Raw genomic sequence first — 23,976 nt, forward strand, 5'->3', positions numbered from 1 at the left:
ACGGCTCGATTCGCTCCCACAGCTCGTCGGACACGATCCATGGCGGCTGCTCACCCTTCTTCACACGATCATGATCAACCATCAGGGAATGCCAGTCACTACAAGTGATCATTCTGTTAGGAACTCTAAGGTCTGCCGGTGGTCCGGCCTCCCAGTCGCCGGACCGGCACGTTTCACCGTGCGCGAAAACCGGTCGGGACCAACAGCCGTTTCCCGTCGCCCGCTGAACCGGGCAACGGGAAACCCGGAGGACGATGTGACTGAACAGCCCACACTGTTCGGGGCAGAGCTTCGAAGACTGCGCACCGCGGCCGGTCTTTCGCTCACTCGAATGGCCGCGCTGCTGCATTACAGCAAGGGCTACGTCAGCAAGATCGAAACCGGCGGGAAACGGCCGACACCGGATTTCGCCCGGCGTTGCGATTCGCTCCTCGAAGCCGGTGGAGAACTCGCGAGCCTGGTTCCCGCGCGGTCTTCCGAAGCATCGCTGCCCGAGGTGAACGGCGACGGTGAGGTGTGGTTGATGGGTCTCGATTCAGGCGGGAAGAGCTGGTTCCGGCCGATGGACCGGCGGCAGGTGCTGGCGGCGGGCGCGGCCTCGGTGCTCGCCTTCGGCATGGGCGGCGGTCACGCGATCGCCGAGGACGGCACGGTCTCGACGTTCCGCACCATGTTCGACCAGTTCCGCACGCTGGGCCAAACGGCGAGCCCCTCGGTGGTGCTGCCCGCGCTCATCGCGCAAACCCACACCCTCCGCGAGCTCGCGGCCCAGTCTCGGCGGCCAAAGCTCCGTGGTGAGCTCTTCGCGTTGAACTCGCGGTACGCGGAATTCGCCGGGTGGATGGCGCAGGAATCGGGAAACGACCAGGCCGCGCTGTGGTGGACCGACCGCGCGGTGGAGCTGGCCGAAGCCGGCGAAGACCGAACACTGGCCGCGTACTCGCTGGTCCGGCGCGCGCTGGTCGCCATGTACCAACGAAATGCACAGCACACGATCGACCTGTCGCGCCAAGCGCAAAGCAGCGCAACAACCGCACGCATCCGCGGTTTGGCCGCTTTGCACGAGGCGCAAGGCCATGCTCTCGCCAGCGACTACGACGCGTGTATGCGCGCTCTGGATCACGCGCGCGAAATGCTCAGCACCTCGCAACCCGAAGCCGGGCCGGTGCTCGGTACGACGAACCTCACCGACCCGGTCGAGATGATCCACGGCTGGTGCCTCCACGACCTCGGACGCATCCATGCCGCTACCGCGGTCCTCGACCGCGAGGTCCAACGCCTGTCGCCGCAGGCGCTTCGCTCTCAGGCGCGTTACGGCGTGCGCCGCGCACTGGCCCACGCCTCGGCCGGCGACATCGACCACGCCTGTGCTCTGGTCGGCCAGATCCTCGGTGTCGTCGACACCGTCGGCTCGGCGACCATCATCACCGACCTCCGCCAGCTGAGCCACGTTCTCGCCCGGCACCACCGGGTTCGGTCAGTCCGCGAGCTGCAACCCCGGCTGATCACCTCGTTGCACAACCAGTCCAGCTGAGAAGTCCCCAGGCGCCATCCGTGCCGGAAATGAGGTACCCCCATGCCAAAAATCTTCGTCAACTACCGAACCGACGACTGCCACCAGGCAGCGGCGCACATCGAGAGCTACTTGTCGGGCAGGTTCGGCAGCGAAGAGGTGTTCCGCGACAGCAAGTCGATCCGGCCCGGGGACAACTTCCGGGTGCGCCTGCAGGCTGCGTCGACCGGTGCCCGCGCACTCCTCGTCCTGATCGGCCCCAACTGGCTCAGCGCGACCGACCAGAACGGCAACCAGGCCCTGGCGAACGAGGACGACTGGATCCGCAGGGAGATCCTGAACGCCATGCAGTCCGGTGCCCGCATCATCCCGATCCTGTGCGGGCGCGGGCTGCCGCGGCTTTCGGCCGCCGCGCTGCCGCCCGAGTTGGCCCCGCTGGCCGACCTCCAAGCCCTGGACTTCGACACCGGAAACGCCGAGACCGGGCTGGTGCGGATCGCCGCCGAGCTCCTGGACCTGGTGCCGGGGCTCGCGGACCGGGCGGCGAAAGCGCCTTCGTCCGAAGGCGTGTACAACTCCATCACCGGCCATGTCGGGAACGCCATCCAGCTCCGCGACCTGCACGGTGGATCGATCACCACCACTACGTTCAACGGCCCGACGGGTCCGGTGAGCAGCGGCGCGGGTGACCAGAACAATTTCTACGGCGACGGCGCGAACTACATCGCGGGCAAGAACACCGGCGGAATCCGCCAGAAGTTCGGCTCGAAGCGGGAGCGGGGTGAAGACCGGTGACCGAAACGAACAACGAGTTCCACGACACGCAGGGCAGCCCGATCCACGCCGGCTCCGGCGATCAGAACATCAACCCGATCTACTTCACGATCCACGAGAGCGTCCAGGAACAGGCTCGCGGGCCGCGACTGACGCTGAAGGGCGACCTGAGTTGGCTCAAGCGGCGGTTCGAGCCGCCGCAGAACTTTGGTGCCGCACGGGACATGTTGCGGCAGTCCCGCACCGTCGTGCTCACCGGGCCGCCGGGAAGCGGTCGGCGCACGGCGGCGAAGATGCTCCTGAACGAGCTCGCCGACGACCACACCCCCTTCACCGTGCTCGACGACGAGGCGCGCACGCAGAGCCCGGGCCTGGACAAGTTGAAGGTCCAGCCGGGCCACCTGTTCGTCCTTGACCTCTCCGACAGCGGCGAGGACGTGTTCCACGCCCGGCAACGAGACCTCCTTTCGTTCCGCACGATCCTCCAACAGCGCAATGGCTATATCGCCGTAGTCGTGCCCGATTCCCGCAAGCACCGCCTGGATTCGGACCTGGCGCAGTTCGAGGCCAGGATCGACCGGCCGCGCGGTGCCTCGGTGCTTCGATGGCACCTGGAACAGGAGTCGATCTTCCCTTCCGGCCAGCAACTGGCCTCGGAAGCTCTCGCACGCAGCCTGTCCGCGCCGATGTCGGAGATCGCCAACCTCGCGCAGATGGTCGTGCTCGCCCGCGACACGAACAGCAGCGGCGATGTCTCGACTTGGCTCAGCGAAGCGGTTTCCGCCCGGATCGACCGCAGCAACGAGGTGGCGGAACAGCTGAACAAGGTGCCGGGCGGTCGGCAGCGCACGGTGCTGCTCGCCGCGGCGATGTGCCGCGGCGCCTCAAGCGACGCCGTGTTCTTCGCCTCCCACCGCCTGGTGAGCGCGTTGAGCCTCGACGGGCGCGAGCAGCCCCGGATGGAGCAGGAGGGCTACCGCACCCAGCTCGCCGACCTGAGCATCGACGTCGCGCCGAACAACCGGATCGAGTTCAGCCTGCGCAGCTACGACCGAGCGTTGCGCGAGCACTTCTGGGACAACTACCCGGATCTCCGGGAGCCGTTCTGCCGGTGGGTGGACGACATTCTCCGCATCGAGCAGTTCACCAGGCGGGACCGCGAGAACCTGGTGGACCGGTTCGTGGTGCAGGCGTTGCGCACCAACTCGCCGGGCCACGTGAAGTGGCTGATCGACCGGTGGATCTACCCGAGGCAGAACGGGACGCCGAACGCGCTGCGCGACTTCGGGGTGCGGGCTCTCATCGCGGGCCTGAAGGACGAGCGCCACGGGCACTTCTTCCGGCAGCTGGTGTACAGGTGGTCGCGGCGCAGCGACCTCCCCGGGGACGTCGGGCAGATCCTGGTGGACGTGTGCACCGAGGTGATCGCGCCGACCTACCCGGACCAGGCCCTGGTGCGGCTGCACCACCGGGCCCGCAATGAGGACGGCACCGGTGCTCCGACTGCGTACCAGGCGCTCGTCGAGCTGACCTCGCTCGATCCGATACTCCTGCGGCTGCTGCTCGACAGGCTCACAACAGGGCTGGCGAAGCAGCAGCCGTGGCCCGCCGATCACTTCCTGTTCCTCGCCATCGCGGATCCGGTGCGGCTGGCCGACTCCAGCAACCGTTCCCAGCCTCTCGCGGCAGATCACACGATCCGCTCCCAGCTGGGTTTCTGCTGGCGTGCGGCCATGCTCGCCCGACCGGACCTCGTCGTGCAGCGCGTCTGCCACTGGTTCGACGCCGCCGGCCGGACCGCGCCGCACGATCTGCTGCTCGGCATCCTGGTGGATGCGGCGAGCCAGCACCTCCACCTGCTCGGTTCGCTGCACGTCCTCGCGCGCGATTGGAGCCGGACTGCGAGCGGGCGCCCCGATGTCTTCGTCCGGTTGTCCCAATTGATCGACATTGCGCAGGGCCTGCACGCCACCGACTACACGTTCGACCACGTGCCTGAGGAGGCCGTTCGATGAGCAAGGAAAACCGGATCCTGTACGGCGGCCTGACGCTGGCGGCCGCCGTCCCGCTCCTGCTGGGGCTGCTGCTGGGATGGCCGGCGTGGGTCACCGTGCCGCTGTTCGGCGCGATTCTGTACGGGGTCTACCAGAAGCTCATGCACGGGAACAGGACCACCAGCGACCACGTCGGCGTGGTCCTGGACAGGATCGGCCTGTACGGGGACAACCCGGTGCGCGCGCTGACCGCGCACCGCTTCGCCAAGCTGATCGAAGCGGCCGGGAACCCCGGAGCAGCAGAGGAGGTCCGCCAGAAGTTCGACGCACCACGCCCGCTCTAGGCGCGGCGTCCAGCGCCGCGGTTGCTGAGGTGAACGGACCGTTCGCCCCGTCTATCGGGACAAACGGTCCGCTCACCTCAGCACGATTTCCGCCCCGCCGCGCGGCGGCCGAACCCGCCCCAGGGGCTACACCCCGACCACCTGGCCCTTGACCGTCTGCTGTGGACAATAGGACAGGCTCGCCGACACGTGCTGCGTCCGGCCTGACCGGACGGCCGGGCGCAGCTCGTCTTCACGCCGTTCTTTGGCCTGGAGCACTGGTCATGATCGCGCGTCGTATCGGCCGGTGTGCTTTTCTTGGCCATCCGGGAGGGTTCCCGTGAAGTGCTCCGTCCACTCGTTGATCTGGTTCGGCGTTGGGTTTCCACCCAGCGCTACCGCCGCTAGCGATGGCAGCTCGGCGCCGAGTTCCCAGAGTCGCACCCACTGCTCGTAGGTCAGGGCGAGGAACAGCAGTCCTTCCAGATTTGCGACCGGCTCCATGTCGATCACCTCGGCGCGCGAGAGGTCGAGGCCCTGGAGTCTCGGAAGTGTTGGTAGCACAGCGACTTCCACCGGCTGCCGCGAACGCAGGGTCAGGTTGCGCAGCGTCGGGTGGCCGGACAGCGGAGTCGGGTCGATCGAGCCCAGTTCCAGCGTCAGGCTCTCCAGGGGCGCGTCTCGGAGCGGGCTCAGGTCGAGTGCGCCCTGGCCGCGCAGCACCACGTCCCGCAGGAGGGGCGCGTGGCGAGCGGGCTCCAGGTCGATCCCGTCGGCCTTCCAGGCTGTGACGCGTTGGACTTCCCCAGGCATTCCGGTCAGGGAGTCGCCGTGGTCGTCGGCATCCCACCAGAACGACTCCAGGTACTCCACCGTGCGCGGGGTTTCGGCGTCGACGAACAGGCGGCCGTGGTCGAGCTCGTAGTCGCCCCGTTCGAGCGCCTCCACCTGGCGGCGCAGCAGCGTCGTCACCGAGTCGGCGACGTAGACGGGAGCTCCTTCGTACTCGCCGCCGATGATGATCACCTGTCCCGGGCGGCCCGCGGGGCCCGGGTCCATGTCGACGGCGAGGAAGTCCCCGTCCTCGTTGACTCCGATCACGATCCACCCGTCGCGGCTCATCGACCGCCGCACCTTCCCCGGCGGCGTCGCCTCGAAGACCGCGCCTGTCAGCGGGTCGTCGGTCCAATCACCGTCGTTCCGGTGGTGGGGGTGTTCGGCCGCGAATTCCAGGTCGATCCACGAGTGCGTGTCGAAGATGTTGACGCCCTCGCCGTCGTCGCCGTTGGCCACGCCGTACAAGGCGACCAGATCGGGCGGCAGCGCGACGCCCAGGCTCGCCATGAGCTCGGCGCGCGTCGCTTCGTCCAGCGGAGGAGGCAGTTCCTCTTCATACTCCTCTTCGAAGATCTCCGCGCGCAGCCGGAAGTACTCCCGGAGCAGCCGCACGGCCTCGTCCGGATCACCCGCGAACGTCGGATCCGCAGGGCCCTCCTGCTCGTCCCCCGGCTCGACGGGCAGGACATCCGGCTTGAGCACGAGCAGCAGGCGATCCGGCTGGTACTGCGTGCGGATCAGCGACCGGCTGGTGACCGCCTCGAACTCGCCCGAAGGCTCGACGGCCAGCTCAACGGTCAGGTGATCCGGCCACGGCTTGGTCGCGAAGAACAGGGCTCCTGCTTCCTTGAACAGATCCACGCCACCGTCGCGGAGCTCACCGTCGGCCAGCTCGTACTGCATGACACTGCTGCGGGCCCCGTTCTCGTACCGGTGAACGCTCGCCCACGCGCGCCGCCATCCCTCGGGAGCGTTCTCCGCGACGCGGGCGGCCATGCCGCTGAGCAGTTCGGTGGTGTCGGCTTCCCGCCGATGACGTCCCATTGGAATGCGCCCGTTCAGATCGTTGATCGTTTCCGACGGGTTCTAGCACCCGGCGCCGACAGTCGCGGCACAGCGAGCTCGGGACCGAGGTGGAGCAGGCCCAGGAGCCCGATGCCGAACATCGCGTTGACCACGTTCCATCGGTGTCAGGACCCGACACACCGATGGCTGTGGAGAACTTCCGCAATTTCAATGGAAATCAGAGCTCTGATTTCCATTGAAATTGCGTTCCTGCAGCGTCACCTCGGCGCAGGGTTCCGGCGCTTCAGGGCCGGTCGTCGACGTCGAAGTCGAGGTGGGCGATCCGCTCTTCGACGGTGACCGCGTTGCGGACGGCCCGGCGGGCACGTTGGGTCAGCTCGGTGAACTCGGCGAGGTGGGCTTCGGCGGCCGCACGGTTGGCCGGGCCGTTGCCGGCCGCGTCGAGGGTGACCCGGCGGATCTCGTGCTCGATCTCGACGAGCTGGGAGAGCAGATCCCGCTGCCGCTCCTCGCTGATCAGCAGGCTGTGATCGCGTTCCCCGTCAGGCGGAACCTCAGGGTGCTCGGCGGTCATCGCGAACCAGTCCCTTCGGCCGGAGCTCACCCGACGCTACCAGCCGCGCGGCCCGCCCGGCGCGAGGACCGGGCGGGCCGCGTGCGACCGTCCACTTAGATCAGTTCAGATCTGCGCCGTACGGTTGGGTGATCGCCTCCAGGTAGTGACCCGCCGGGTCGCAGAAGTAGACGCCACGACCGCCGTGGTTCGTGTTGTACTGCTGCGGGAGCTTCCTCTGCGGGTCCGCCCAGTGTTCGAGGCCCGCCGCCTTGATCCTGGCGTAGATGCCGTCGAAATCTTCCTCGGTCACGAGGAATGCGTAGTGCTGCGGCGGGAATTCGATACCCGGCTCGGCGAACTGGAGCGTCACGCCCGCGTCCAGGTGGACCGTGAGGAAGGGGCCGCCCGGCTCCGCAGGCGGGAGGTCGAACATCTCCGTGAAGAAGGACGCCGATTCCTGCTTGTCGCGCGCGGCGACGATGGTGTGATTGAAAAGAGTGGTCATGAAGACCCTTCGAACCCACGCCTCCATGCCTGGCACAGCCTGCCACCGACACGCGACGCTGGTTGGATCAGATCACGACGGCTTCCGGCGCGTCAAGCGCACTTGCCCTGGGTCACAGCCAGGTACGGGCCGCGTCTCCGGGTCGTTGCAGAGGCTGTCGGGAGCTTGCGCGGGACGCCGCTTTCGCGCGAAACCGGCGCCCCGCAGGCGTGGCGAACGCCGGTTTCGCGCGAAACCGGCGTCATCCCACTCCTCCGCAACGGCCCGGAATACTCGACCCCCAGCGACCAGCGCCGATCACCCGCATCCGTCCCGCAGCTGGGTTCTCACGTGTTGGTACGGCAAAACCGGGGATGCTCGAACCACGCGCCGCTGCGCGAAAATGTGGCGGCACCGAACACTTCGCCGGAAGGAGTGGTCGATGACCACGTCGCCGCTCGACAACCCCGCGTGGGCTTCGCTCACCGGCCCGCACGCCGGCTTCGCCGAGAAGCACGGGCAGGTGCTGCGCTACCCCGTCGACATGGCGCCGTTCCTGGCCATTCCGGACGAGTTCGGCGACGACGGCTGGCGGGACGTCGCTGCGCTGGCCGGGCCGGGCGCGGTGGTCGCCTTCTCCGGGCGGGCGCGAACGCCCCCGCCCGGCTGGGAGGTCGTGGAGCGGCTCCCCGGCGTGCAGCTGGTCGACGACGGCGTGGCCGGGGCCGAGGACGACGAGGCGGTGCGGCTCACCGCGGCGGACGTGCCGGAGATGCTCGACCTCGTCAAGCGCACCCAGCCCGGGCCGTTCCTGCCGCGCGTCATCGAACTCGGCACGTACCTGGGGTTCCGGCGCGGTGGCGAGCTCGTCGCGATGGCCGGTGAGCGGCTGCACCCGCCCGGCTGGACGGAGATCAGCGCGGTCTGCACCGACCCGGCGTTCCGCGGGCAGGGCCTGGCCACCCGGCTCATGCGGGCCGTCGTCGCCGGGATCCGGGCCCGGGGCGAGAAGCCGTTGCTGCACACGGTCGCGTCCAACACCGGCGCCATCCGGCTCTACGAATCGATGGGCTTCCGGCTGCGGTACCGGCTGTACTTCTCCGCCGTGCGGGTTCCGGAAGCCTGACCGACCCGTGCGTACTTCGTGTTGCCATAGCAGCACGAAGTACGCACGGGCGCACCCTTCCAGCGGCTTTGACCTCGACAATGATCGTCGTTACAGTTCCGCTGGCCGAACGGCGTTGCGCCGTCTGCTCGGCTCGCGTTCGGTTGCCGGGACCAACGGGGTGCCCGGCGGAGGGGATCGCCGATGACCAGTGTTGATCATGGACCCCAGGGATCCGGCGCGAACGTCCTCGGGCGGCGGCGGTTCCTCGGTTACGTGCTGGCCGCGCCCACCCTGGTCGCCGCCGCCGAGCTCGGCCTCTCGCCGCGCGCCGAGGCCGTCGTGCCGTCGCCGGGCTGCTCGACCTCAACGACCTGCTGACCGAGGCCGCGCGGCCGACCTCGAACCTGATCACCGTCGCGGTCAACGACGACGGCACGGTCTCCTTCGCGCTGCCGCGCGCGGAGGTCAGCCAGGGCATCACCACCTCCACGGCCATGCTGATCGCCGAGGAGATGGGCGTGCCGCTGGAGGACGTCCGCGTCACGTTGGCCGATGCCCGGCCGGAACTGCTGTTCAACCAGCTCACCGGCGGTTCGAACACGACCATCTCCACCTACGCGCCGATCCGCGTCGCCGCCGCCGTCGCCAAGGGCCGGTTGCTGCGCGCGGCCGCGATCGAGCTCGGCTCCGTCGTCACCGACCTGACGTTGAAGGCGGGCGTGATCACCGACCTCGCGGGCCGCAGCATCGGCATCGGCTCCCTGGCGGGGCAGGCCGCGAGCACGCGGACCGAGCAGGTTCCCGTCGAGCTCAAACCGCGCGAGCAGTTCGCCGTCATCGGCAAGCCGCACAACCGCACCGACGCGCTCGCGGCGGTCACGGGGCGCAAGAAGTTCGCGATGGACCTCGACATCCCGGGCGCGAAGCCGACGATGGTGTGCCGGCCGCCGACGATCAACGGCACCGTCGAGTCCGTGGCCAACCTCGCCGAGGTCTGCGCCATGCCGGGCGTCACCGATGCCGCCGTGGTCTCCACGGGAGTCGCGGTCCGTGCGGAGACCTTCGGCCAGTGCATCGACGCCGTGCGCGCTCTGCGGGTCACGTGGAATCCCGGGACTGCGGAAGGGAAATCGGACGACACGGTGCTCCGCAAGCTGAAGTCCGCCGAGCTACCGCTCGCGGTGCCGCCGCTGACCAGCACCGTGGAACGCGATTTCACCTTCTACTTCCGCGGCAACAGCGCGCCGACCGGGCCGAGATCTGGGGATCGCTGAAGTCGCCCATCGTCGCCCGGCAGACCATCGCGGCCAAGCTCGGGCTCCCGCCTGGCTCGGTCACCGTGCACGTCGTCGACGGCGGCGGTTCCTTCGGCCGCAAGCTGTTCTTCGATGCCGCGCTCGAAGCGGCCGAGATCTCGAAGCGGTTCGGCAAGTCGGTGAAGCTCATGTGGCACCGCGCCGACGACGCCCGCCAGGGACGCACGCATCCGATGGCCACGTCGCGCGTCCGCGTCGGCTACGCGGGCGGCACCGTGCTCGGCTACGAACAGCGGCACACCAGCGTCGCCACCGACTTCGGGCACGGCCTCGGCGAGGTGCTCACCGCCATGTCGGCGCAGCTGCCCGTCGGCGACTTCACCTTCGCCCAGACCATCTTCCAGCTCACCCAGTCGATGCCCTACGACTTCGGCGTTGCCACGCAGCTGCTCAACGAGACCGACAAGGGCTTCAACACCGGCAGCATGCGCAACATCTACTCCCTCGACGTCACCTGCGCCCGGGAGCTGATCGTCGACGAGCTCGCGGCGCGAATGGGCAAGGACCCCTACCGGTTCCGGGCCGACTTCCTGCAGGACGACCATTCGCGGGCCGTGCTGGACGAGGTCTCCGAGGCCGGCGGCTGGGGCCGGGAGATGCCCGCGGGCATGGCGCAGGGAATCGCCTTCCACGCCGAGTACCACGGCGTGACGGCGGCGCTGGTCGAGATCGACTGCCGGCCGGAGACCGTCGACCGCCCGATCCGCGACGGGGTGGCCGGGCCGCGCGTCACCAAGGCGGTCTTCGCCGTCGACGTCGGGCTCGCGGTCAACCCGCGCGGGCTCGAAGCGCAGATGATGGGCGGCGTCATGGACGGCATCGCCCTGGCGCTCACCTCCAGCCTGCACCTGCGGGACGGTCACTTCCTCGAAGCCAGCTGGGACAACTACTTCTACACCAGGCAGTGGAACACCCCGCTGGAGCTGAAGGTGATCGTGATGCCGCCGACGACCGGCGAGCCAGGCGGCGCCGGGGAGCTCGGCGTCGCCGCGTCGATGGCGGCGGTCGCCTGCGCCTACGGGCGCGCCACCGGGAAGATGCCCACCAGCTTCCCGATCAACCACGGCGCCCTCGGCTTCGAGCCGAAGCCGACCGTGCCGCCGATCCCGCAGTCCCCCACCGACGGCCTCGACCACGCGCGCTGAACGCCAAGGAGATCCCGTGCCAGAGCACACCTTTCGACTCAACGGCGAGCAGGTCACCGTGAACGTCGCCGACGACGTGCGGCTGCTGTGGGTGCTGCGCGACGTCCTCGGCGTGACCGGGCCGAAGTACGGCTGCGGGATCAACGTCTGCAAGGCGTGCACCAGCCACCTCAACGGCAAGGCGTTCAACCCGTGCTCCATGCAGGTCAAGGACGTCGGGCCCAGCGACGAGATCACGACGATCGAAGGCCTCGCCGGCGAGGACCTGCACCCGATGCAGGAGGCGTGGCTGGAGCACGACGTCGCGCAGTGCGGCTACTGCCAGCCGGGCCAGATCATGGCCGCCGTGGCGCTGGTCCGCCGGGCCGCCGCGGAAGGCCGCGAGATCACCGACGCGGACATCGACGGGATCCGCAACATCTGCCGCTGCGGCACGTACTTCCGCATCCGCGAGGCGATCAAGACCGGCGCCGCGAAGATGTGACCCGATCCGGCTCGTCCACCGTCCGGGTACTGCTGGCGTTTTCGCGCGAAACCGGCACCCCGCCCTCACGGGGAACGCCGGTTTCGCGCGAAAACGCCGCCCTCGCTGCTACCGCAGGGCCTTCTTGAGGATCTTGCCGCTCGGGCCTTTGGGGAGTTCGTCCAGGACCCGGACTTCGCGCGGGCACTTGTACCCGGCCAGGCGCTCGCGGCTGAACGCGATCAGCTCGTCCGCGTCCGGGCTGCTGCCGGGCTGGAACGCGACCACCGCGACGATCTCCTCCCCCATGCGCGAGTCGGGCTTGCCGATCACGGCGGCCTCGCGGATCGCCGGGTGGGCGTAGAGCACCTCTTCCACCTCGCGCGGATAGACGTTGTAGCCGCCGCGGATGATCAGATCCTTCTTGCGGTCCACGACGAAGAAGAAGCCGTCCTCGTCGCGGTAGCCGAGGTCGCCGGTGTGGAACCAGCCGCTGCGGAACGCCGCCTCGGTCGCCTCCGGGCGCTTGTAGTAGCCCTTCATGACGTTGTGGCCACGGATCACCACCTCGCCGATGTGCTCGGGGCCGGGCGGCAGTTCGCGGTCGTCCTCGTCGAAGATCTTCACCTCGACGCCCCACAGCGGCCGGCCGATCGAGCCGATCTTGCGCTCCGCCGCGCTGCAGTTGAAGGTCGCCACGGCGGCGGTCTCGGACAGGCCGTAGCCCTCCAGCACCACGATGCCCGGCACTTTCCGCTCGAACTCCCGCAGCACCTCCTCCGGCATCGCCGCGCCGCCGGAGATCCCGGCTCGCAGCGAGGCGAGGTCCCGGCCGGCGAGATCCGCGCCGAGCAGCGCGAAGTACATCGTCGGCACACCGGAGAAGATCGTGCAGCGGTGCCGCTCGATCGCGTCCAGGACGGCTCCGGCCTCGAACTTGGGGATGAGCACCGCCGAGCCGCCGAACCGGATCACCGGGCCGAGCACCGTGACCAGGCCGAACACGTGGAACAGCGGCAGCACCACGACGCTCACGTCGTCCTCGGAGACGCCGAACCGCTCGCCGCCGACGGTGCAGGCCATGAACAGCTCGAAGTGCGTCAGCTCGGCGCCCTTCGGCTGACCGGTCGTGCCGCTGGTGTAGAGCACGACCGCCGTGTCGTCGGCTTCCACGGCGGTGATCTCGCCGGTGTCCTCGGCCGCGCACAGCTCCTCGAAGGGCTTCGTACCGCTGGGAGCGGCCGAGCCGACGACGTAGACCGGCACCCCGTCCGCGGCCTTGACGGCTTCGTCCGCGAAGGACTCGAAGGTGATCAGCTGCGTGGCTTCGCTGTCGGCGAGGTGGTAGGCGATCTCCGACGCCCGCAGCATCGGGTTCAGCGGCACCATCACGAGGCCGGCCTTGAGGATGCCGAGGTAGGCGAACAGGAACTCGGGCACGTTCGGCAGGTGCACGACGACCTTGTCGCCGCGGTTCAGCCCGGCCGCCTGCAGTCCGGCCGCGACGCGCCCGCTGAGCTCGTCGACCTCCCGGTATGCGATGGACCGCGCGCCGAAGTGCAGGAGTGGCCGCTCGGGCCGCTCGGTCGCAGATTCGCGCAGCATCGTCGCCAGGTTGAATCCCATGCCCACTCCGTCGGTTCGGGGAACGGCGGTGTCGCCCGGACAAATCGGTACCGACCAGTCGGTATGGTCGTAGCCTACGCAAGGGTGATCTGGCACACAAGATGCCGGTCAGGTGGCGCTACGATCCGGGCATGGCGGACTCCGGTTTTCCCCGCGGTGTGGGCGCGCCCGCAACGAGGGCGCTGAACGCGGCCGGCTACACCGAACTGCGGCAGCTCGACGGCGTTCCGGCCGCCGAGCTGAAGAAGCTCCACGGCATGGGACCGAAGGCGCTGTCCCGGCTGCAGGAATCGCTCGAAGAGCTCGGCCTGTCGCTGTCCTGATCGTTTTCCTGCACGCAACCGCGCTTCCGCAACGGTTTCCCGACATTCTGGTGTTCCACGGGTGGCGGGCGGTCATCCTGGCCGTGACGTGATCACGAGATGAGGGGACTGCCGTTGTCCACACGCGAGCTTCAGGACGAGTTGGTGCGGTTGCGGCGGCAGCTGCACGCCGAACCCGAGGTCGGGCTGGATCTGCCGCGCACCCAGGAAAAAGTGCTGGCCGCATTGGACGGCCTGCCGTTGGAGATCACCACCGGCAGCGGGCTGAGCTCCGTCACCGCAGTGCTGCGCGGCGCGCGCCCGGGCCCGACGGTGCTGCTGCGGGCCGACATGGACGCCCTGCCCGTGACCGAGCAGACCGGCGTGGACTACGCCTCCCGGATCGACGGCCGGATGCACGCCTGCGGGCACGACCTGCACACCGCGATGCTGGTCGGCGCCGCACGGCTGCTGACGGAGCGGCGCGCGGAGCTGGCCGGCGACGTGGTGCTGATGTTCCAGCCCGGCGAGGAGGGCTGCGACGGCGCCGGGAAGATGATCGCCGAAGGCGTGCTGAAGGCCTCCGGATCGCACCCGGTTGCCGCGTACGGCATGCACGTCCAGGCCGCGCGCCACGACCTCGGGACCTTCACCACCCGGCGCGGCCCGCTCATGGCGGGCGGCGACCTGCTCCGGGTGACGGTGCGCGGCGCGGGCGGCCACGGTTCCACCCCGCACCGCGCCAAGGATCCGATCGCCCCGGCCTGCGAGATGGTCGGCGCGCTGCAGGCGCTGGTCGCGCGCACCGTCGATCCGTTCGAGACCGTGGTGCTGACGGTGGGCAGCTTCCACTCCGGGGACGCGGGCAACGTGATCCCCGGCGAAGCATGCTTCGACGGCTCGCTGCGTTGGTTCTCCGCCCCTTCGCGGGACGCGGTCTGGGCGGGCATCGCCGCCGTGTGCAACGGCATCGCGGCGGCCCACGGCGTCGAGGTCGACGTGGATCTCACCGAGTACGTGCGCGCCACGATCAACGACGACGCCGAGGCGGAGTTCGCCGCACAGGTCGCGGCGGACGCCCACGGCGACCGGTTCTCCTGGCTGGACCGCCCGGTCACCGGCGGCGAGGACTTCTCCCGCGTGCTGGAACAGGTTCCGGGCGCGTTCATCTTCCTGGGCGCGTGCCCGCAGGACCGCGATCCGGCCACGGCGCCGGACAACCACTCCCCGTTCGCCGTCTTCGACGACGGCGTGCTCGCCGACGGCGCCGCGCTCTACGCCGAACTCGCCATCCGCCGCCTGGCCGAGAGGCAGCCGTGATCACCGAGGCCGAACGCGCATCGCCCCGGAAGTGGCGGACCATCGTCAGCACCGGCGCGGGCAACGCGCTGGAGTGGTTCGACTGGAACGCCTATGCCGTCTTCACCCCGTTCTTCGCCGCGCAGTTCTTCCCCGCCCACGACAGCACCAGCGCCGTGCTGTCCAGCCTGGCGATCTTCGCCGTCGGGTTCCTGATGCGGCCGCTGGGCGGGCTGTTGTTCGGCTGGTTCGGCGACCGGATCGGCCGCCGCTCCGCCATGGTCGGCTCCATCGCGCTGGCCTCCGGCGGCAGCCTGCTGATCGGCATCGCGCCGACGTACGAGTCGATCGGCATCGGCGCGGCGCTGCTGCTGGTGGTCGCCCGGCTGTGCCAGGGGCTCGGGCACGGCGGCGAGATGCCCGCGGTGCAGACCTACATCGCGGAGATGGCGCCGCGCGGCCGGCGCGGGATCTGGTCCAGCCTCGTCTACACCTCGGGGACCTGCGGAATCCTGGCGAGCTCCGCGCTCGCCGCCGCGTTGGCGGGCGCGCTGCCGCCGGGCGCGATGAGCGCTTGGGGCTGGCGGGTGCCGTTCCTGCTCGGCGGCGTCGTCGGGCTCTACACCCTCGTGATGCGGCTGCGGCCGGCCGAGACGCAGGTCTTCGACCGGCAGCGGGCGACGAATCGGCCGCCGCTGTGGCGGAGCTTCTGGGAGCAGCGCACCGCGTGCCTGCGGGTGATCGGGCTGACCGTCGGCGGCACCGTGGTGTTCTACACCTGGGTGGTTTCCGCGCCCGCGCAGGCGATCAGCGTCCACCACCTGGACCCGTCCGCGGCGCTGTGGGTCGGTGCCCTGGCGAACGCGGTGTTCATCCTCGTCCTGCCGCTGTTCGGGGCTCTTTCGGACCGCATCGGCCGCAGGCCCGTGCTGCTGATGTCCTTCGTGGGCAGCGCCGTGGTCATCTACCCGCTGAGCTGGCTGATCCAGGACCAGATCTGGCAGTTCGCGGTCGCGATGATCATCGCGCTGCTGGTCATCGCCCCGGGACCGGCGATCATGCCCACGGTGTACGCGGAGCTGTTCCCGACCCGGATGCGGAGGCGGGCGCCGGGTTCCCGTACGCCATCGCCACGGCGGCGTTCGGCGGCAGCGCGCCGTACCTGCAGACCTGGCTGGCCAGCAGCGGCCGCGGCGACGTGTTCCTCGGCTACGCGGTGATCCTGCTGCTGATCAGCGCGGTGGTCGCGTACCGCATGCCGGAGACCAAGGACATCGCCCTCGACTGACCGCACGGCCGTTGCCGCAGGTACGGGGCCGTGCGTCTTTTGGGTCGCTATGGCAGCACAAAACACGCACGGCCCCGTGAGCAGCGGAAACGTCGACGCAAAGCGCCACGGCCAGCCATCCATGGCGTGAGCCATAGTGCCGAATACTTCCCTATCACTCCCTATATGACCTATGTTGGGGACCGATGAAGGAAGAAATGTACTCAGCAGAGCAGGTGGCCGATCGGCTCGGACTGCACGTGCGCACCGTGCGCGGCTACATCCGCTCGGGGCGGCTCAAGGCGGTGCGGATCGGCAAGCAGTACCGGATCGCCCGCGCCGACCTGGAGGCGCTGACCGGCCGCCCGCAGCCCCCATCCACCCGGCCCGCCGGGGCGGTGGAGGTGTCGAGCATCGTGCAGATCGACGGCGTCGACCGCGCCGCGGCCGACCGCATCGGCACGCTCGTCCAGGCCGAGGCGAACGGCGCCCCGCACCCGCTGCGCATCCAGACCGTCCACGACGAGGAGCGCAGCCGCCTGAAGATCGTGATCCTCGGCGGTGCCGCCACGACCGCCGAGCTGCTGCGCCTGCTCGACGCCGTGCTCGAAGGCGACAACGGGCTGCTCGCCGAGGAGCCCGGCGATGCCTGAGCCACCAGAGGGTCTGGGGATGGCGCCGCGCATGATCGCCGTCCCGGGCGGGGAAATCGTCCTGCGGGACGAGGGCACGAAGACGAAATGGCCCGTCGAGGTCGGCGACTTCCTGCTGGCGGCGCACCCGGTGACCCGCGAGCTGTACCGCGCCGTCACCGGCGACGCGCCGGCGAGCCCGGCGGGGCCGCGGACGCCGGTCACCGAGGTCTGCTGGCAGGACGCCGTCCGGTTCTGCAACCTGCTCTCGGAAGCGGCGGGGCTCCAACCCTGCTACTCGATCGGCGACGACCCCGACGCGCGGGAGGCGACCTGCGACTGGTCCGCCGACGGCTTCCGGCTCCCGACCGAGGCCGAGTGGGAGCACGCTTGCCGGGCCGGGACCTGCGGGGTCCACTATGGAGAGTTGGACGAGATCGCCTGGTACCGCGGGAACTCCGGCGACGAGGTGCACGATGTCGCGACCAGGGCGCCGAACGCGTGGGGTCTGCACGACATGATCGGCAACGTGTGGGAATGGTGCTGGGACGTCTACGATCCCGAGGTCTACGGCCCGTACCGGGTGTTCCGCGGTGGCGGCTGGTACGACCCACCCCGGGGATGCCGCGCGTCGTGCCGCCGCAAGAGCCACCCCACCTTGCGCACCGACGACCTCGGGTTCCGGCTCGCCCGCTCGCGCTGACGCGTCAGCGCTCCGTCATGCCCTCCAGGGCTTCCAGCACCGCCCCGGCGCGCTTGAGACCGCCCAGGAGGTGCTGTTCGACCTCGGCGACCTTCGGTGCCACCTCCCGGTGCAACCCCTCGCCCCGGCGGCTCAGGTGCACCAGGACCTTGCGGCGGTCCGCCGGGTCCACCTCCCGGTACACCAGGGCCGTCGTGACCAGCCGGTCCACCAGCCGGGTCAGGGTCGGCCCGGTGATCATGGTGCGCTCACCGAGCTCGGCCATCGCCAGACTTCCCTCCGCCGCCAGGGTTTCCACCACCAGCCACTGGTCGAAGGTCAGCCCCTCCGGCCGGACGACCTGCTCGACGCTCGCGGTGACCGCGCGCGCGGCCCGGGCCAGCGTCCTGGTCAGCGGCGGACTCGCCGCGACGTCACCTGCTGCCATGCTCCCCGATCCTCACTCTTGCGCTACCCCGCGAGAATCGTAAGACTTCCACCTGGAAGCGATCGAGACTCTCGCCATTTTCGGAGCCGCGAATGGCATTCGGCCCAGCGGTGCGCGAACGCGCGGCGAGGTGGCGCGTGGGCATGGTGATCCCGCTGCGCGGCCCGGCCGGCCTGTTCGGCCCGTCCTGCGAGGCGATCACCGAACTCGCGGTGCACGAGCTCAACGACGCCGGCGGGATCCTCGGCCGCGAGGTGGCCGTGCACGTCGTGGACGGCGGCGCGCCGCCGCGCGAGGTCGCCGCGGAGGTCGGCAGGCTGGTCGCGGCCGGGGAGATCGACGCGGTCACCGGCTGGCACATTTCCTCGGTGCGGCACGCGATCGCGCCGGTCGTGGCCGACCGCGTGCCCTACGTCTACACGTCGCTCTACGAAGGCGGCGAGCGGCGCGCCGGCATCTTCTGCTCCGGCGAGACGCCGCGCTTCCAGATCGCCCCGGCGCTGCGGTGGCTGCGCGACAACGCCGGCGTGCGCCGCTGGTTCGTGGTCGGCGACGACTACGTGTGGCCCCGCGGCTCGACCGCTGCGGTCCGCGCCTTCGCGCGCGAACTGGACCTGCGGATCGTCGGCGAGACCTTCGTCGGCCTGGGCACCGGCGACATGCGGCAGGTGACCAGAAAACTGGCCGGCTCCCCGTGCGACGGCGTGCTGATGCTGCTCGTCGGGCAGGACGCCGTGCGGTTCAACCGCGCCTTCGCCGCGCAGGGCCTGCACGAACGCCTGGTGCGCTTCAGCCCGCTGATGGAGGAGAGCATGCTGCTCGCCAGCGGCCTGGACGCGACCCGGAACCTGTTCGTCTCGGCGGGATACTTCCGGTCGCTGGCCACGGCGGACGCGATGGACCTGCTCGGCGCGTACACCCGGCTGCACGGCCCGTCGGCGCCGCCGCTGAACAACGCCGCCGAATCCTGCTACGAGGGCCTGCGCACGTTGGCGAAGCTGGCGCGGCGAGCGGGCTCGGCCCGCATGGCGGAGTTCAACGCGGCCATCGACGGAACCGCCTATCAGGGCCCGCGCGGCACGGTCGAGTTCCGCGGCCACCAAGCGGCCCAGCACGTCCACCTGGCGGTGGCCGACGGCTACGACTTCGACGTCATCACCCGCCTCTGACCGACCGGGCACCCGGATCTCGCTCGCGCGGCGGCGCATCCGCGACGGCAACGAGCGAACGGACCGTTCACCTCACCAGACGAGACGAACAGGCCGTTCACTCCACCCGCCCAACGCCGACACCCACCTCCCGACGTGGCGCGAACGGACCGTTCACCCCGATAGCCGGGACCAGCAGGCCGTTCACTCCATGTGCTCGGCGGTGGCGCGGGGCCCGCTCGATTTCCTTGATCTCCGAACGAGGTTCGCGGCGCGGCCGCTCATCGCTTGACGCTCCTCGCGCGCCGGTTTACTTTCATGTGGAAGTTTTTCAGTGGGAATCATCTCGATCGAGGAGGCAACCGATGCGACACGGGGACATCGCCGCCAGCCCGGACACCGTCGGCGTCGCGGTGGTCAACTACAAGATGCCGCGCCTGCACACCAAGGCGGAAGTGATCGCCAACGCGCGGAAGATCGCCGACATGGTCGCCGGCATGAAGACCGGCCTGCCGGGCATGGACCTGGTGGTGTTCCCGGAGTACTCGACGCAGGGCATCATGTACGACCCCGACGAGATGTTCGCGACCGCGTCCACGGTCCCCGGCGAGGAGACCGAGATCTTCGCCGAAGCCTGCCGCCGCGCCGAGACCTGGGGCGTCTTCTCCATCACCGGCGAACGCCACGAGGACCACCCGGACAAGCCGCCGTACAACACGCTCGTGCTGATCAACGATCGCGGCGAGATCGTGCAGCGGTACCGCAAGATCCTGCCCTGGTGCCCGATCGAGGGCTGGTACCCGGGCGACACGACGCACGTCGTCGACGGCCCCAAGGGCATGAAGGTCTCCCTGATCATCTGCGACGACGGCAACTACCCGGAGATCTGGCGGGACTGCGCGATGAAGGGTGCCGAGCTCATCGTGCGCTGCCAGGGCTACATGTACCCGGCCAAGGACCAGCAGGTGCTGATGTCCAAGGCGATGGCGTGGGCGAACAACTGCTACGTCGCGGTCGCCAACGCCGCCGGCTTCGACGGCGTCTACTCCTACTTCGGGCACTCCGCGATCATCGGCTTCGACGGCCGCACCCTCGGCGAGACCGGCGAGGAGGAGTACGGCATCCAGTACGCGCAGCTGTCGGTGTCGGCGATCCGCGACGCACGCCGCCACGACCAGTCCCAGAACCACCTCTTCAAACTGCTGCACCGCGGCTACACCGGGGTGCACGCCGCCGGCGACGGCGACAAGGGCGTGGCGGACTGCCCGTTCGACTTCTACCGGATGTGGGTCAACGACCCGGAGCGGGCGCAGAAGAACGTCGAGACGTTCACCCGCGACGCCGTCGGCGTCAGGGACTGCCAGGTCGGCTCACTGCCGACCGACCCGGCCTGACCGTTCACCGGGCACCCGCGAGCGCCTCGCGGGGCACCGGCCGGTCCTGCCCGAGCGCGGTGAACAGCTCCGCTGACTTCTCCTTGTCCCAGAACAGGACCGCGCCGACGCCCGGCATGTCCATCCCGCCATTGGTCGGCACGGTTGCCGTGATCAGCCCCTCGCCCGCGGTGCTGGCCTGGTAGCCGAGCCGCCCGAGATCGTCCAGGTGGTCGCCGTCGGCGACGGTGACGGCATCGGCGAGCCGCCACGTCATGGGCACCGACCGCACCGGGTTGAACAGCACCTCCCGGCTGGTCGCCTTGCGCACCAACGAGGTGAGGAACTCCCGCTGGTGCTCCGCGCGTTCCAGGTCGCCGCGCGCGAGGGCGCGGGTGCGGACGAATCCGAGCGCCTGCGCGCCGGTCAGCTGCTGGCAGCCTGCCGCCAGGGTCAGGTCGATCTTCGGGTCGTGGATCGCCTGCGGCAGGCACATCCGCACGCCGCCGACCGCGTCCACCACGCCGGCGAAACCGCCCAGGCCGATCTCCAGGTAGTGGTCGATGCGGAGCCCGGTGACCTCCTCCACGGTCCGGGACAGCAGCGTCGGACCCCCGTAGGCGTAAGCCGCGTTGAGCTTGTTCGGACCGTGGCCCTCGATCGGCACCAGGGAATCGCGCGGCAGGCTGACCAGCGTCGGCGCACCCGCGCCGGCCGGGATGTGCAGCAGCATGACCGTGTCGGTGCGGGATCCGGCCGCGTCGGCCGTGCCGCCCGTGACCAGATCCTGTTCCTGCTGCGGGGAAAGACCGTCGCGGCTGTCCGAGCCGACCAGCAACCAGTTCGTGCCCTGCGCCGGCGCGGTGCGATCGGCGTAGTCGGTGAACGCGGGCACCCTGCCCAGCGAGAAGTCCAGGTACAGCGCAACGGCGGCGACGAGCACGACCAGGCCGGCCAGCGCCAGTGCCACCAGTCGGGCGGTGCGCCGCAAGAAAACTCTCACGATCCGTGTTCACTCCGCGCGTTCAGATCACTCGCACGCATCCCCGACAAACGACGTGCCTTGGTCCAGAGTGACCGTAACGTTATCGTACGGTGCCCCGACTTACCCATTCGAGTGATCAATGTTTCCGACAACCGGAGTAGTGATGTCCCGACGAGGCCGCCAGCGACCCCGTAGCGGCTCGGCAGAAGTCCATGCCAGGCACCGGCGCCGCGGCGGCCCCGGAACCGTCGTGGTCCACACCGGACACTCCGGACAGCGGGGACGTAGCAGCGAAACCACTCTCGACGTGCGCCCGGACCGGAGCGTGCGCCGGGTGCACCATCCGGTGGAGCCGGTCTTCGTCGACAGCAGCGGTCGCCGTCGACGCACGTTCCGCCGGGTCGTCCTGGCGATCAGCCTCGTTCTCGTGTGCCTCGGGGTCTTCCTCGCCGCGGCGATGCTCAACTCGCGCGCCCCCGCCCCGCCGCTGCCGACCACCGCAGGCGCCAACTCGTAGGGCAGGAACAACTTTTGCCGCGTCGCTCCCGAATCCCCCGAACTCCCCGGGCGCACTGGCTGCTGCTCGGTCTGGTGCTCCTAGTGCTGTGCGGTCTGCTCGGCCTCGACTCGGTGCTCAGCCGCGCGGGCGCGCCGAGCACGCCGAGCGGCAGCAGGCAGTTCGTGCCCGAATCCGCGTTCGCCGGCGGTTCCGTGATCGATCCGCGCGAGCCGGTGGTGCAGCACCCGCCGGACCGCCACCTGGCGCTGACCTTCGCCGACGGACCCGATCCACAGTGGACGCCGGTGCTGCTGGACGTGCTGGCCCGGCACCAGGTGCACGCCACCTTCTTCGTGACCGGCGCGCAGGCCGCCGAGAACCAGGCGCTGGTCCGCCGGATCGTCGACGCCGGGCACGAGATCGGCAACCGCACCCTCACCCGCACCGACCTGCGGCAGGCCGGCGACCTGCGGGTGCAGCTGGAACTGCAGGCCACCGACCTCGTGCTGGCGAGCGCCGCCGGCATCACGACGGACCTCGTCCAACCGCCGTACGCGACCACCGGATCGCTGGACTACGACGCGTGGAAGGCGTTCCTGCGCATCGGCAACCACGGCCGCCAGGTGGTGCTGGCCGATCTGGACTCGCAGGACTGGCGGCAACCCGACGCGGCGGCCGTGCTGGCGAACTCGACGCCCCGCGACGACCGCGGCGCGGTGCTGATGATGAGCGGCACCGCCGGTCCGGCGACCGTCGAGGCGCTCGACCGCTTGCTGCCCGGTCTGCAGCGGTCCGGGTGGCAGGTCGACTCGGTCGGCGGCACCTTCCAGCTTCCCGGCACGATGAACGAGGCCGGGATCGTCGACCGCATCGCAGGCACCCTGCTCGCCACCACCATCTGGTCGTCCGCCCGCCTCTCGGACGCGCTGCGCGTGCTGCTGTTGGCGGCGACCGTGCTGGTCGCGCTGCGCGGCGTCTTCGTGCTGCTCGTCGTGCCCATCCACGTGCGGCGTTCCCGCCGTTGGGAACCGCCGTGGCAGATCAGCCAACGCGTCGGGGTGATCGTCCCGGCGTACAACGAGGAAGCCGGCATCGCGAACACGGTGCGGTCGATCCTCGCCTCCGAGCATCCGGTGGAGGTGATCGTGGTCGACGACGGCTCCACCGACCGGACCGTCGAGGTGGTCGAGCGGCTGCAGGAGCGGTTCCCGCGCATCCGGTTGGTCCGGCAGGAGAACTCCGGCAAGGCCGTGGCGCTGAACACGGGCCTGACCGCGGCGAACTCCGAGCTGGTGGTCATGGTGGACGGCGACACGGTGCTCGAACCCGATGCGGTGGGACGGATGGTCGCGCACTTCACCGACCCGGCGATCGGCGCGGTGTCCGGCAACGTCAAGGTCGGCAACCGCCGCAGCCTGCTGGGCCGCTGGCAACACATCGAGTACGTGATCGGCTTCAACCTCGACCGCCGCGTCTACGACGTGCTGCACTGCACGCCGACGGCGCCCGGTGCGCTCGGTGCCTTCCGCCGCTCGGCGATCCTCGAGATCGGCGGCGTCAGCGACGACACCCTCGCCGAGGACACCGACCTGACCATGGCCCTGGAGCGTGCCGGGTGGCGAGTGGTCTACGAGCAGAACGCGATCTCGTGGACCGAGGCGCCGGCCACCTACGGCCAGCTGTGGAAGCAGCGCTACCGGTGGTGCTACGGGACGTTGCAGGCGATCTGGAAGCACCGGCGGGCCGTCGTCGAGCGCGGCGCGGCCGGGCGGCTCGGCCGGCGCGGCCTGCCCTACCTGCTCGTCTTCCAGGTGCTGCTGCAGGTGATCTCACCGGTGGTCGACGTGACCGCGTGCTTCGCCCTGTTCACCGAGGACGCCGGCGAGGTAGCGCTGACCTGGCTGGGATTCCTGGTGCTGCAGGCGGTTCCCGGCGTGATCGCGTTCCGGCTGGACGGCGAGCCGCTGCGCCCGCTGCTGGTGCTGCCGCTGCAGCAGATCGTGTACCGGCAGCTGATGTACCTGGTCGTGGTGCAGTCGGTGATCACCGCCCTCGCCGGCGCCCGGCTGCCGTGGCAGAAGCTGGAGCGCCGCGGCCGGATCGTCCCGCTCGCGGCCGGACGGCGCCGGTGACCTGAGCCCGCCCGGGCGGAGATCGGAGCGCGGGCTCGCCGTAA

Annotated in this window: 21 protein-coding genes and 1 pseudogene; 16 read left to right on the forward strand and 6 right to left on the reverse strand. The window is 69.8% G+C overall.

What is annotated here, in order from left to right:
* The 4 genes from E1288_RS38545 to E1288_RS38560 form a co-directional block, all read left to right on the forward strand.
* The coding region (locus E1288_RS38545; protein WP_235884113.1) for a helix-turn-helix domain-containing protein at positions 1-1,534 on the forward strand (1,534 nt) is incomplete at its 5' end.
* Positions 1,535-1,576: 42 nt separating this feature from the next.
* On the forward strand, positions 1,577-2,308 hold the full coding sequence (locus E1288_RS38550; RefSeq protein WP_132493623.1) for a toll/interleukin-1 receptor domain-containing protein: 732 nt from the start codon (positions 1,577-1,579) through the stop codon (positions 2,306-2,308).
* On the forward strand, positions 2,305-4,302 hold the full coding sequence (locus E1288_RS38555; protein ID WP_132493624.1) for an nSTAND3 domain-containing NTPase: 1,998 nt from the start codon (positions 2,305-2,307) through the stop codon (positions 4,300-4,302). Before E1288_RS38550 ends, E1288_RS38555 begins: the two co-directional genes overlap by 4 nt.
* Positions 4,299-4,625 (forward strand): hypothetical protein, encoded by a 327-nt coding sequence (locus E1288_RS38560; protein ID WP_132493625.1) that lies wholly within the window; start codon positions 4,299-4,301, stop codon positions 4,623-4,625. Before E1288_RS38555 ends, E1288_RS38560 begins: the two co-directional genes overlap by 4 nt.
* Positions 4,626-4,886: 261 nt before the next feature.
* Here the strand turns inward: E1288_RS38560 and E1288_RS38565 are convergent, their stop codons facing one another.
* From E1288_RS38565 to E1288_RS38575, 3 genes are all read right to left on the reverse strand, one after another.
* Positions 4,887-6,485 carry an SMI1/KNR4 family protein gene (locus tag E1288_RS38565; protein WP_132493626.1) on the reverse strand — a complete coding sequence of 533 codons (1,599 nt, stop codon included), beginning with the start codon at positions 6,483-6,485 and terminating at the stop codon, positions 4,887-4,889.
* A gap of 265 nt (positions 6,486-6,750) precedes the next feature.
* A complete protein-coding gene (locus E1288_RS38570) occupies positions 6,751-7,041 on the reverse strand; it encodes a hypothetical protein (protein ID WP_132493627.1) in 291 nt (96 codons plus the stop codon).
* Between the two features lie 100 nt (positions 7,042-7,141).
* Positions 7,142-7,528: a VOC family protein gene (locus E1288_RS38575; protein ID WP_207954794.1), complete on the reverse strand. Its 387-nt coding sequence runs from the start codon at positions 7,526-7,528 to the stop codon at positions 7,142-7,144.
* Between the two features lie 421 nt (positions 7,529-7,949).
* On the opposite strand from E1288_RS38575, the gene E1288_RS38580 reads away from it, so the two are divergent.
* From E1288_RS38580 to E1288_RS38590, 3 genes and pseudogenes are all read left to right on the forward strand, one after another.
* Positions 7,950-8,633: a GNAT family N-acetyltransferase gene (locus E1288_RS38580; protein WP_132493628.1), complete on the forward strand. Its 684-nt coding sequence runs from the start codon at positions 7,950-7,952 to the stop codon at positions 8,631-8,633.
* Positions 8,634-8,816: 183 nt separating this feature from the next.
* Positions 8,817-11,076: pseudogene (locus E1288_RS38585) on the forward strand (molybdopterin cofactor-binding domain-containing protein).
* A gap of 16 nt (positions 11,077-11,092) precedes the next feature.
* Positions 11,093-11,560: a (2Fe-2S)-binding protein gene (locus E1288_RS38590; protein ID WP_132493629.1), complete on the forward strand. Its 468-nt coding sequence runs from the start codon at positions 11,093-11,095 to the stop codon at positions 11,558-11,560.
* A 108-nt stretch (positions 11,561-11,668) separates the two neighbouring features.
* Here the strand turns inward: E1288_RS38590 and E1288_RS38595 are convergent, their stop codons facing one another.
* The gene (locus E1288_RS38595; protein WP_132493630.1) at positions 11,669-13,165 is read right to left on the reverse strand and encodes a long-chain-fatty-acid--CoA ligase; all 1,497 of its coding nucleotides are present in this window, start codon (positions 13,163-13,165) and stop codon (positions 11,669-11,671) included.
* Between the two features lie 131 nt (positions 13,166-13,296).
* Between E1288_RS38595 and E1288_RS38600 the strand changes: the two genes are divergently transcribed.
* The 5 genes from E1288_RS38600 to E1288_RS38620 all read left to right on the forward strand — a co-directional run bounded on the left by E1288_RS38600 (position 13,297) and on the right by E1288_RS38620 (position 17,368).
* Positions 13,297-13,488 (forward strand): helix-hairpin-helix domain-containing protein, encoded by a 192-nt coding sequence (locus E1288_RS38600; protein WP_132493631.1) that lies wholly within the window; start codon positions 13,297-13,299, stop codon positions 13,486-13,488.
* Positions 13,489-13,587: 99 nt separating this feature from the next.
* Positions 13,588-14,787 (forward strand): M20 metallopeptidase family protein, encoded by a 1,200-nt coding sequence (locus tag E1288_RS38605; RefSeq protein ID WP_165968486.1) that lies wholly within the window; start codon positions 13,588-13,590, stop codon positions 14,785-14,787.
* The gene (locus E1288_RS38610; RefSeq protein WP_328592537.1) at positions 14,784-15,986 is read left to right on the forward strand and encodes an MFS transporter; all 1,203 of its coding nucleotides are present in this window, start codon (positions 14,784-14,786) and stop codon (positions 15,984-15,986) included. Before E1288_RS38605 ends, E1288_RS38610 begins: the two co-directional genes overlap by 4 nt.
* 253 nt (positions 15,987-16,239) lie before the next feature.
* Positions 16,240-16,686, forward strand: coding sequence for a helix-turn-helix domain-containing protein (locus E1288_RS38615; protein ID WP_235884114.1), 447 nt, complete (start codon positions 16,240-16,242; stop codon positions 16,684-16,686).
* The gene (locus E1288_RS38620; protein WP_235884115.1) at positions 16,679-17,368 is read left to right on the forward strand and encodes a formylglycine-generating enzyme family protein; all 690 of its coding nucleotides are present in this window, start codon (positions 16,679-16,681) and stop codon (positions 17,366-17,368) included. Before E1288_RS38615 ends, E1288_RS38620 begins: the two co-directional genes overlap by 8 nt.
* A gap of 4 nt (positions 17,369-17,372) precedes the next feature.
* Here E1288_RS38620 and E1288_RS38625 read toward each other — a convergent pair whose 3' ends face one another.
* Positions 17,373-17,795 (reverse strand): MarR family winged helix-turn-helix transcriptional regulator, encoded by a 423-nt coding sequence (locus tag E1288_RS38625; RefSeq protein WP_132493633.1) that lies wholly within the window; start codon positions 17,793-17,795, stop codon positions 17,373-17,375.
* 92 nt (positions 17,796-17,887) lie between these two features.
* Here E1288_RS38625 and E1288_RS38630 point away from each other — a divergent pair, with 92 nt between their 5' ends.
* Together E1288_RS38630 and E1288_RS38635 are read left to right on the forward strand one after the other, a co-directional pair.
* Complete coding sequence (locus E1288_RS38630) at positions 17,888-18,964, forward strand: substrate-binding domain-containing protein (protein ID WP_235884116.1); 1,077 nt, start codon at positions 17,888-17,890, stop codon at positions 18,962-18,964.
* Between the two features lie 344 nt (positions 18,965-19,308).
* Positions 19,309-20,337, forward strand: a complete 1,029-nt coding sequence (locus E1288_RS38635; RefSeq protein WP_132493634.1) for an aliphatic amidase — start codon at positions 19,309-19,311, stop codon at positions 20,335-20,337.
* A gap of 4 nt (positions 20,338-20,341) precedes the next feature.
* Here the strand turns inward: E1288_RS38635 and E1288_RS38640 are convergent, their stop codons facing one another.
* A complete protein-coding gene (locus E1288_RS38640; RefSeq protein ID WP_207954795.1) occupies positions 20,342-21,319 on the reverse strand; it encodes an LCP family protein in 978 nt (325 codons plus the stop codon).
* 232 nt (positions 21,320-21,551) lie between these two features.
* Between E1288_RS38640 and E1288_RS38645 the strand changes: the two genes are divergently transcribed.
* Together E1288_RS38645 and E1288_RS38650 are read left to right on the forward strand one after the other, a co-directional pair.
* Complete coding sequence (locus E1288_RS38645) at positions 21,552-21,818, forward strand: hypothetical protein (protein WP_165968487.1); 267 nt, start codon at positions 21,552-21,554, stop codon at positions 21,816-21,818.
* Positions 21,819-21,832: 14 nt separating this feature from the next.
* Complete coding sequence (locus E1288_RS38650) at positions 21,833-23,932, forward strand: bifunctional polysaccharide deacetylase/glycosyltransferase family 2 protein (protein ID WP_132493636.1); 2,100 nt, start codon at positions 21,833-21,835, stop codon at positions 23,930-23,932.
* Positions 23,933-23,976: the final 44 nt, after the last annotated feature.

The organism is Saccharopolyspora elongata (genome assembly GCF_004348985.1).
Classification (GTDB): domain Bacteria; phylum Actinomycetota; class Actinomycetes; order Mycobacteriales; family Pseudonocardiaceae; genus Saccharopolyspora; species Saccharopolyspora elongata.

Coding starts and splice junctions, on each gene's coding strand:
- E1288_RS38635 (WP_132493634.1), top strand. CDS start 19,309: ATGCGACACGGGGACATCGCCGCCAGCCCGGACACCGTCGGCGTCGCG.
- E1288_RS38565 (WP_132493626.1), bottom strand. CDS start 6,485: ATGGGACGTCATCGGCGGGAAGCCGACACCACCGAACTGCTCAGCGGC.
- E1288_RS38615 (WP_235884114.1), top strand. CDS start 16,240: ATGAAGGAAGAAATGTACTCAGCAGAGCAGGTGGCCGATCGGCTCGGA.
- E1288_RS38600 (WP_132493631.1), top strand. CDS start 13,297: ATGGCGGACTCCGGTTTTCCCCGCGGTGTGGGCGCGCCCGCAACGAGG.
- E1288_RS38550 (WP_132493623.1), top strand. CDS start 1,577: ATGCCAAAAATCTTCGTCAACTACCGAACCGACGACTGCCACCAGGCA.
- E1288_RS38580 (WP_132493628.1), top strand. CDS start 7,950: ATGACCACGTCGCCGCTCGACAACCCCGCGTGGGCTTCGCTCACCGGC.
- E1288_RS38560 (WP_132493625.1), top strand. CDS start 4,299: ATGAGCAAGGAAAACCGGATCCTGTACGGCGGCCTGACGCTGGCGGCC.
- E1288_RS38575 (WP_207954794.1), bottom strand. CDS start 7,528: ATGACCACTCTTTTCAATCACACCATCGTCGCCGCGCGCGACAAGCAG.
- E1288_RS38620 (WP_235884115.1), top strand. CDS start 16,679: ATGCCTGAGCCACCAGAGGGTCTGGGGATGGCGCCGCGCATGATCGCC.
- E1288_RS38570 (WP_132493627.1), bottom strand. CDS start 7,041: ATGACCGCCGAGCACCCTGAGGTTCCGCCTGACGGGGAACGCGATCAC.
- E1288_RS38625 (WP_132493633.1), bottom strand. CDS start 17,795: ATGGCAGCAGGTGACGTCGCGGCGAGTCCGCCGCTGACCAGGACGCTG.
- E1288_RS38595 (WP_132493630.1), bottom strand. CDS start 13,165: ATGGGATTCAACCTGGCGACGATGCTGCGCGAATCTGCGACCGAGCGG.
- E1288_RS38605 (WP_165968486.1), top strand. CDS start 13,588: ATGAGGGGACTGCCGTTGTCCACACGCGAGCTTCAGGACGAGTTGGTG.
- E1288_RS38630 (WP_235884116.1), top strand. CDS start 17,888: ATGGCATTCGGCCCAGCGGTGCGCGAACGCGCGGCGAGGTGGCGCGTG.